Genomic DNA, 8,279 nt, shown 5'->3' on the forward strand with positions numbered 1-8,279 from the left:
CTAAAAGGACAGTTGGCGCAAATGCATCGCGCGTTGATTCAATTTATGCTCAATACCCATACCATGAAGTACGGCTATCTTGAGACCTATGTGCCTTATATTGTGAATTCAGATAGTCTCAAAGGTACGGGGCAGCTGCCTAAGTTTGAAGATGATTTATTTAAGCTGAAAAATCATACAAACAACGAAGACATGGACTTTTATCTCATTCCTACTGCCGAAGTGCCAATGACCAACTTGGTACGCGGTGAGCGTTTAGATATTAGCGAGCTGCCACTTAAGTTTACCGCGCACACGCCTTGTTTCCGTAGTGAGGCAGGCTCTCATGGTCGTGATACTCGTGGTCTGATCCGCCAGCATCAGTTTGAAAAAGTTGAGATGGTCAATATTGCGACGGCTGAGCAATCTGATGATTTGCTTGAAGCAATGACTGGACAAGCCGAATACATCTTGCAGCAATTAAACCTGCCATACCGCACGGTGCAGCTATGTACGGGTGATATGGGTTTTGCAGCACAAAAAACTTATGACATCGAAGTATGGTTACCGAGCCAAGATACCTATCGCGAAATCTCTAGCTGCTCTAACTGCGGTGACTTCCAAGCGCGCCGTATGGGCACACGTGTCAAAGACGGCAAACAAACCAGCCTAGCACACACGCTAAATGGTTCAGGCTTGGCAGTGGGTCGTACGCTATTGGCAGTGATGGAAAATCATCAAAATGCTGATGGTAGTATTACTATTCCAGAAGTGTTGCGTCCGTTTATGGGCGGTGCTGAGACTATTTTAGTTTAATAGCTATATTGCTTATACTAGCTGTGAGTTACTAAGATGACTCACAGCTTTTCAATATAGAGTAGTTTGATAAAACTGATATGAATAATTGTTAAACACAAACGATTCTGTCATACCATTTCTTAGCTAGCCCTATAGCAAATATGTTAATATTGCACTTTGATTTTATAGTCTATAACTTAGGGGCGCATTTGGCGTCCTTATGCTTATACTCCTTTGAGTAAACTCTCCTCTTAGCCCAATACTAGGACACTCTATGCCAGCTCCAATTAGCGAACGTAAATTAGCCAATGCCATCCGTGTACTGTCGTTTGATGCGGTTCAAAAAGCCAACTCTGGACATCCAGGCGCGCCAATGGGTATGGCCGATATTGCTGAAGTTCTGTGGCGCAAGTTTTTGAAGCACAACCCAACAGATCCACAGTGGCACAACCGTGACCGCTTTGTCTTATCGAACGGTCATGGCTCGATGCTTATTTACTCATTGCTGCATTTATCTGGTTATGACGTCAGCGTTGATGATCTGAAAGGTTTCCGTCAATTGCATTCGAAAACCCCAGGTCACCCTGAGCTTGGCTATACCCCCGGTATTGAAACGACGACGGGTCCACTAGGTCAGGGTATCGCAAATGCGGTTGGTTTTGCGATTGCAGAGAAAACGCTAGCGGCACAGTTCAATCGTGATGGCCACAACATCGTTGACCATAATACCTATGCGTTCTTAGGCGATGGTTGCTTGATGGAAGGTATCAGTCATGAAGTGTGTTCACTGGCTGGCACGTTAGGTCTTGGCAAGTTAGTGTTCTTCTATGATGACAATGGTATCTCTATCGATGGTAATGTCGAAGGCTGGTTCACAGATGATACGCAAGCGCGTTTTGAGTCTTATGGCTGGCAAGTTATCAAAGTCGATGGTCATGATGCGGATGCGATCACGCAGGCAACTGAACAAGCGCTAAAAGAGACTACTAAACCAAGTCTTCTGATTTGTAAAACCACAATCGGCGCGGGTAGCCCGAACAAACAAGGCTTAGCAGCCAGTCATGGCGCACCACTAGGTGATGACGAAATCGCCTTGACTCGTGATGCATTGTCTTGGAAGCATGCCCCATTCGAATTAGATGATGAAATCTATGAAGCGTGGGATGCCAAAGCCAAAGGCGACGTACAACAAAAGAACTGGGAAGCTGACTTTGACGCTTATAAAAAAGCCTATCCAGAATTAGCCGCTGAATTACTACGCCGTCTAAATGGTGATTTGCCTGCTGACTTTGATAGCCAAGCACAAGCCTATATTCAGCAAACCCAAGAAGCGGGTGGTGATGTCGCCAGTCGTAAAGCCAGTCAAAACGCCATCAATACTTTACAGCCATTATTGCCAGAATTGCTAGGCGGTTCAGCGGATCTCGCTGGCTCGAACCTGACGCTATTCAAAGGCGCTAAGGGCATCGAAAAAGACGCTGACGGCAACTATATCTATTATGGCGTACGTGAGTTCGGTATGACTGCGATTGCCAATGGTATCGCATTGCATGGCGGCTTTATCCCTTACGTAGCGACGTTCCTGATGTTTATGGAATACGCACGTAACGCGGTACGCATGGGCGCACTTATGAAGCAGCGCGTCATCCATGTCTATACGCATGACTCTATCGGTCTGGGTGAAGATGGCCCAACGCATCAGCCAGTTGAGCAATTGACTAGCTTACGTACCACGCCAAATCTGCGCACATGGCGTCCGTGTGATGCGACCGAATCTGCGAGTGCTTGGGTTGAGGCCATTAAGTCTGAACATAATCCATCAGCATTGATTTTTAGTCGTCAAAGCTTGCCACATCAAGCACGTGATAGCGAGCAAGTAGCGAATATCACCAAAGGTGGTTATGTATTGGCGAAAGAGCAGGGCGAGCTACAAGCGATCATCATCGCCACTGGTTCAGAAGTTGGCCTAGCGATGGAAGCGTATGAGACGTTGAGCGCAAATGGTGTTGGTGTCCGTGTGGTATCTATGCCATGTGCAGAAATCTTTGTAGAGCAAGATGCTAGCTATCGTGAAGCGGTATTACCAAGCAATATTCGTGCTCGCGTCGCAGTCGAAGCAGCTCATGTAGATTACTGGTATAAGTTCGTTGGTCTAGATGGCAAAGTCATTGGCATGACTACCTATGGCGAATCTGCTCCTGCAGATCAGTTATACAAAGAGTTTGGTATCACTACCGACGCTGTGGTTGAAGCGGTAAATAGTTTGGTGTAATAAACCTAACTTAGTCAGTATTTAAAAAAAGAGCTGCCGGAGAAATCTGGTGGCTCTTTTTATTGGCTAAATAATCAGTGTATTCATAGTGGTATTTAGTCCATAATTAAAAAAAACAGAGTACGGAATAATTATGAACTGGGATTTGTTGAGTATTTTTATCACGGTCGGCTTGGCGCATTTTCTTGCACTATTGAGTCCTGGACCAGATTTTGTATTGATCGTAAAGAGTGCGATTAAGAACGACAGTAAAGACGCAATAGGGGTTGCGCTCGGTATCACCTTTGCTAATGCAGTGTACATTGGTCTATGTCTAATTGGTGTTGGCTCAATTTTAGCCGCCTCTGCACCTATTATGATTACGCTAAAAATCATTGGCGGGTTGTTTTTAATGTACCTTGGGATACAGGCGTTACGCGCACGAAAAGATGCGTATGACCAATTTCAGGTAGCCCAATCAGCCCATTCAAATATACCTAAGACAACTTTTTTAAAAGAATTTACTGCAGGGTTTTTGTCTGGAATATTTAATCCTAAAAATCTACTCTTTTATCTCAGTTTATTCACTGTAGTGTTGACACCAGAAATAAGTTTTGTGTTCAAATTGGGCTTAGGTATTTGGATGACTGTTGTGGTATTCGCGTGGGACACTGCTGTCATATTTCTATTGTCGACTCGCAAAGTACGCGCTAAATTTACCCAAGTTGCTTATTACATCGATAAAGTTACAGGGGCATTGCTTGGCGTCATTGGTTTAACTATCGTCAGAACAGCAATTGTAGATCGGTAATTTTAACCAAAAGTAATTAGTATATTGATATTGAACGTTATTTATTTTTTCATAACCACTTTCAAGAAAAAAACCATGTCCATCAAATCCACCTTTAAAGGCTTTCTAGGCGAGACCGTTATCAATGTCGCCATGTGGTTAAAACTAGACAAAAATATCTATCACCGATTAAACGGTATTACCTTGCCAAGAGCCAACGGTGGTAGTACCCAAATTGATCATATTATCGTCTCCATATACGGCATCTTTGTCATCGAAACCAAAAACTATAAAGGCTGGATATATGGTAGCGAAAAGCAAAAGCAGTGGACGCAAGCTTTCCCGAATGGAAGTAAATTCAAATTCCAGAACCCATTACGCCAAAACTACTTGCACATTAAGACGCTTGCAGATTTATTGGGCTTGGAGCTGAGCTATTTTCATTCGATGGTTGCTTTCATCGGTGAGTGTGAGCTGAAAACTCGTGATGAGTTGCCCGAGCATGTATTGACGAGTGGGATGGTGTCTTATGTAAAGAAGAAACAAGATGAGATACTGACTGAAGACGAGGTCAAGTCTATCGTTGAGCAGATTAATAGTAACAGATTTAGCAAATCTTGGCGCACTAACCGAGAGCATAAAGCCTATCTAAAAGACAAGCATAGCAATCCAAGCAAGAATACAAACAAGCAGCCTAGCGGTAACGCCAATGATAAACCAGTTGCCAAAATGTCTAATAAACCAATATCTGAGCCGATCGTAAAAGAAACCACTAAACGAGCCGCGCTGAAAAGCCGAGAAGTGCTGCAATGGTCTGGTCAAACTGAAATTGAATCTAGCGATTTACCAATTGATAGTTTTAGTACTCAGCAGACAAATACACCATATGATATGGCTAATAAAGTGTTTCTTACACCGTTTGAGGTTGTAGAGTCTGAGCTATTGCGCAATGACCTTAAAACTAATGAGCGTGAGACGAGCAAGTCTAGTGCAACCAATCATACAGTTGTTCCAGAGCAAGTACCTACCTGTCCAAAATGTCATGGAGAAATGGTTGAACGTGTTGCAAAAAAAGGCCTGAATCAAGGTCAGGCCTTTTTTGGTTGTAGCAAATTTCCTAAATGTTGGGGCGTGGTAAATATTGATTAGTCGTTAATGGTCTTATCCATAGATTTCTTCTAAACGTAAACAAGCAACCAATCGACCGTCCCACTCTCGCAGTTGCGGCTCTATCTCGCTGCATTGCTGCTTGGCATATGGGCAGCGTTTGCGCAGGGCGCAGCCAGTCGGTGGATTGAGCGGGCTTGGTAACTCGCCTTGTAGGGTCAAATCATTCTTATGACCATTTACCGTGGGCGCAGCAGCCAAGAGGGCGATGGTATACGGATGTTTTGGTGCATTATAAATCGCTTCTTTCGGGCCATGTTCGACCGCTTGACCTAAATACATGACCATCACATCATCAGCGACATGACGTACGACCGATAAGTTATGCGAGATAAAGACGTAAGCAGTACGATACTCATCCTGCAAGTCCATAAACAGATTCAAGACTTGTGCCTGAATCGATACATCGAGCGCGGAAGTAGGCTCATCAGCGACGACAATCTTGGGGTTGAGCATCATGGCACGGGCGAGGGCAATGCGTTGGCGCTGACCCCCTGAAAACATATGCGGATAGCGGCCAGCATGTTCGGGGCGCAGACCCACATTTCGCATCATCTCATTGATTTTGTCACGCTTATCGTCTTTAGACAGTTTGGTATGGATATCCAATGGTTCTGTCAATTGATAGCCGATAGTATGACGCGGATTGAGGCTGCCATAAGGATTTTGAAAGACCATTTGGATTTCAGTACGCAGCTCTTTTAACGCTTTTCTACTATAGCCAGTGGTGGCTTCATCATTGATAAATAGCTCACCATCAGTAGGCTTTTCGATAAGTGTGAGCTGGCGGGCAAGGGTAGATTTACCGCAGCCTGATTCACCGACAACGGCTAGCGTCTTGCCAGCTTGTAGCTCGAAAGACACACCATTTAAAGCCTTAACATATGCTTTTGCTTTACCCAACCCTTGCGATACTGGGTAATGCTTGTGTAGATTGTCTGCTTTTAGGACCACTTTATTACTCATACTTGTGACTCCAAGGTAGCAGCGTGAGAGGTAGATAGGTGAGAAGGAGCGCTCGGTAATTCTGGATGAATACAGCGCACTTTGCCATTAGGAGTATCCAATATGGGCGGTGGCACTTCACAGGCAGGCTCTTTGTACGGGCAGCGAGGAGACAACAAGCAACCACTCGGGCGATCGTATTGGCTGGGTACGACACCGGGCAAGCTGTTCAGACGGTCTTGACCGATAGCCAGCTCTGGGATGGCTTGCAGCAAGGCCTCAGTATAAGGGTGAGCAGGCTTTTGAAAAATCTCCGGCACGGTACTGGTTTCGACCACTTGTCCGGCATACATGACCGCGACATCACGCGAGTTTTGCGCGACCAAACCCAAGTCATGGGTAATCAGTATCATTGCCATCTGTTTTTCGCGTTGCAATCGGCTTAGCAAGTCCATGATTTGCGCTTGTACGGTGACATCGAGCGCGGTGGTAGGTTCATCGGCGATGAGTAGTTTGGGCTCACAAGCAATTGCCATCGCAATCATAACTCGTTGACTCATACCGCCTGATAACTGATGTGGATAAACCTTGAGCCGATTTTTGGCATCGGGCATTTCGACCAGCTCTAACAGCTCTAAGATACGTGTCTGTACGGCTGAACCACGCAGACCAAGATGCTTGCGTAAGACTTCACCCAGTTGCATCTCAACCGTGAAGCTTGGATTTAAGCAAGACATGGCATTTTGAAAGATCATTGAGATGTCTTTGCCAATGATGCCGCGTTTTTCTTTTGCTGACATACTGAGCATGTCTTTATCATCGAACATAACACGCTTGGAACGCACGGTCGCAGAGGGTGGCAGTAGCCCCATCAGTGCCATCATAGTGACCGACTTACCCGAGCCAGATTCACCCACGACTGCGATGACTTCGCCTTGTGCGATTTTCAATGATACATCATCGACTGCACGAAAAGCGCGCACCCCTTGCCCGAAAGTAACCGAAAGATTTTCAATATCTAACAATAATGGTGATTCTTTTTTTGATGCGTCATTCATAGAAGTGTGAGTGGTAGGCGTTTTAATTAATGGTTCAGTCATCTTAGGTCACCTGCTTTAATTTGGGATCTAGCGCATCGCGTAGGCCATCACCAGTCAAGTTAATTGACAATGCGGCTAAGAAAATAGCGACACCGGGCCAAATCGCTAGCCAAACATTACTTTGAATATATTGACGTGCCGTACCAAGCATTGCACCCCATTCAGCATCGGGTGGCTGTACACCAAAGCCTAAGAAACCAATTGCACCTGCTTCTAAAATAGCAGAAGAGAAAATCATCGTTGCTTGTACGATAAGCGGTGCCATACAGTTGGGCAAAATGGTGATAAACAATAAGCGCAACACGCCAGCACCCATCACTTGCGAAGCGATAAAGTATTCACGCTGTAGCTCTACCATCGCGGTAGCACGAGTCAAACGAATAAAAGGTGGCGTACAGACCAAGGCGATCGTAATAATCGTATTGGTCATAGAAGGCCCTAAGATAGCGGCAATGATGATCGCCAACAGTAAGCTCGGGTAAGACATCAAGATATCATTGACCAGCATGACCGCTTTGCCCCAAACCTTGGGCCAAAATGCAGCACTAAGTCCTAATGAAACACCGACTAACATGGCAAGAGTCGTCGCGCTCAGACCGATAAATAGAGAATAACGCGCGCCATACATCACTCGAGACAAGGTGTCTCGTCCAGCATCATCCGTGCCTAGCCAAAACATTGTATTGCCGCCATCCAGAAAGGCAGGCGGCAACTGCTCTTGACCAGTAAACAACTCGTAAGGGTCATGGGGCGCAATGGCAGGCGCAAGGATGGCAATAATGACCATCAATGCCAGTACCATAAAACCAAGCACCGCGCCTTTATTTCGGCAAAACGTCGATAAAAATAGCTGCCAAGATGACGGCGGTGTGGCGGCCATAAGATTGACATCAGAGGGAAGAACAGAAGGCTTCATGAGCAGTTCCTATAGTGGCTAGCGCGTTGAAAGTATGTCAGCCTCGTTTTTAGCAAGCATTTAAAATGTGCTAAAACTCACTCAAGACCATACAAACACCAATAACCACTATTTATAATATGAGTATTTATCAATGTTAAATTAAGAAGTATGTCGAATACGCGGATTGATAAGACCATACAAAATATCAATAAATAAACTAACTAAAATCAGGGCGGTGGCGACCAATAAAATACCGTTTTGCACGATAGGATAATCACGAGTGAAAAACCCATCGAGCAGCCAATTACCAACACCTGGCCAACTAAAGATAGTCTCAGTGATAATAGCCCC

Annotated in this window: 8 protein-coding genes; 4 read left to right on the top strand and 4 right to left on the bottom strand. The window is 45.1% G+C overall.

The window, feature by feature from the left end; translation table 11 throughout:
* From serS to B2575_RS01995, 4 genes are all read left to right on the top strand, one after another.
* The coding region (gene serS / locus B2575_RS01980) for a serine--tRNA ligase (protein ID WP_296239983.1) at positions 1 to 795 on the top strand (795 nt) is incomplete at its 5' end.
* A gap of 256 nt (positions 796 to 1,051) precedes the next feature.
* Positions 1,052 to 3,049, top strand: coding sequence for a transketolase (tkt, locus tag B2575_RS01985; protein ID WP_201560337.1), 1,998 nt, complete (start codon positions 1,052 to 1,054; stop codon positions 3,047 to 3,049).
* A 133-nt stretch (positions 3,050 to 3,182) separates the two neighbouring features.
* On the top strand, positions 3,183 to 3,839 hold the full coding sequence (locus B2575_RS01990; RefSeq protein WP_055125127.1) for a LysE family translocator: 657 nt from the start codon (positions 3,183 to 3,185) through the stop codon (positions 3,837 to 3,839).
* A gap of 75 nt (positions 3,840 to 3,914) precedes the next feature.
* Positions 3,915 to 4,967: a nuclease-related domain-containing protein gene (locus B2575_RS01995; protein WP_201560336.1), complete on the top strand. Its 1,053-nt coding sequence runs from the start codon at positions 3,915 to 3,917 to the stop codon at positions 4,965 to 4,967.
* Between the two features lie 12 nt (positions 4,968 to 4,979).
* Here the strand turns inward: B2575_RS01995 and B2575_RS02000 are convergent, their stop codons facing one another.
* The 4 genes from B2575_RS02000 to B2575_RS02015 form a co-directional block, all read right to left on the bottom strand.
* A complete protein-coding gene (locus tag B2575_RS02000) occupies positions 4,980 to 5,951 on the bottom strand; it encodes a peptide ABC transporter ATP-binding protein (RefSeq protein ID WP_296239987.1) in 972 nt (323 codons plus the stop codon).
* Positions 5,948 to 7,030, bottom strand: a complete 1,083-nt coding sequence (locus B2575_RS02005; RefSeq protein WP_265089716.1) for an ABC transporter ATP-binding protein — start codon at positions 7,028 to 7,030, stop codon at positions 5,948 to 5,950. The genes B2575_RS02000 and B2575_RS02005 overlap by 4 nt, the downstream gene beginning before the upstream one ends.
* 1 nt (position 7,031) lies before the next feature.
* On the bottom strand, positions 7,032 to 7,946 hold the full coding sequence (locus tag B2575_RS02010; RefSeq protein ID WP_201560334.1) for an ABC transporter permease: 915 nt from the start codon (positions 7,944 to 7,946) through the stop codon (positions 7,032 to 7,034).
* Between the two features lie 141 nt (positions 7,947 to 8,087).
* Positions 8,088 to 8,279: ABC transporter permease subunit (locus tag B2575_RS02015; protein ID WP_296239989.1), on the bottom strand; the 192-nt coding region annotated here is incomplete at its 5' end.

The sequence above is a fragment of the Psychrobacter sp. UBA6739 genome (assembly GCF_002453835.1).
GTDB lineage: Bacteria > Pseudomonadota > Gammaproteobacteria > Pseudomonadales > Moraxellaceae > Psychrobacter > Psychrobacter immobilis_A.

Bases quoted from the DNA above. Each gene is read 5' to 3' on its own strand.
- B2575_RS01995 (WP_201560336.1), top strand. From the start codon at position 3,915: ATGTCCATCAAATCCACCTTTAAAGGCTTTCTAGGCGAGACCGTTATC.
- B2575_RS02010 (WP_201560334.1), bottom strand. From the start codon at position 7,946: ATGAAGCCTTCTGTTCTTCCCTCTGATGTCAATCTTATGGCCGCCACA.
- B2575_RS02000 (WP_296239987.1), bottom strand. From the start codon at position 5,951: ATGAGTAATAAAGTGGTCCTAAAAGCAGACAATCTACACAAGCATTAC.
- B2575_RS01990 (WP_055125127.1), top strand. From the start codon at position 3,183: ATGAACTGGGATTTGTTGAGTATTTTTATCACGGTCGGCTTGGCGCAT.
- tkt (WP_201560337.1), top strand. From the start codon at position 1,052: ATGCCAGCTCCAATTAGCGAACGTAAATTAGCCAATGCCATCCGTGTA.
- B2575_RS02005 (WP_265089716.1), bottom strand. From the start codon at position 7,030: ATGACTGAACCATTAATTAAAACGCCTACCACTCACACTTCTATGAAT.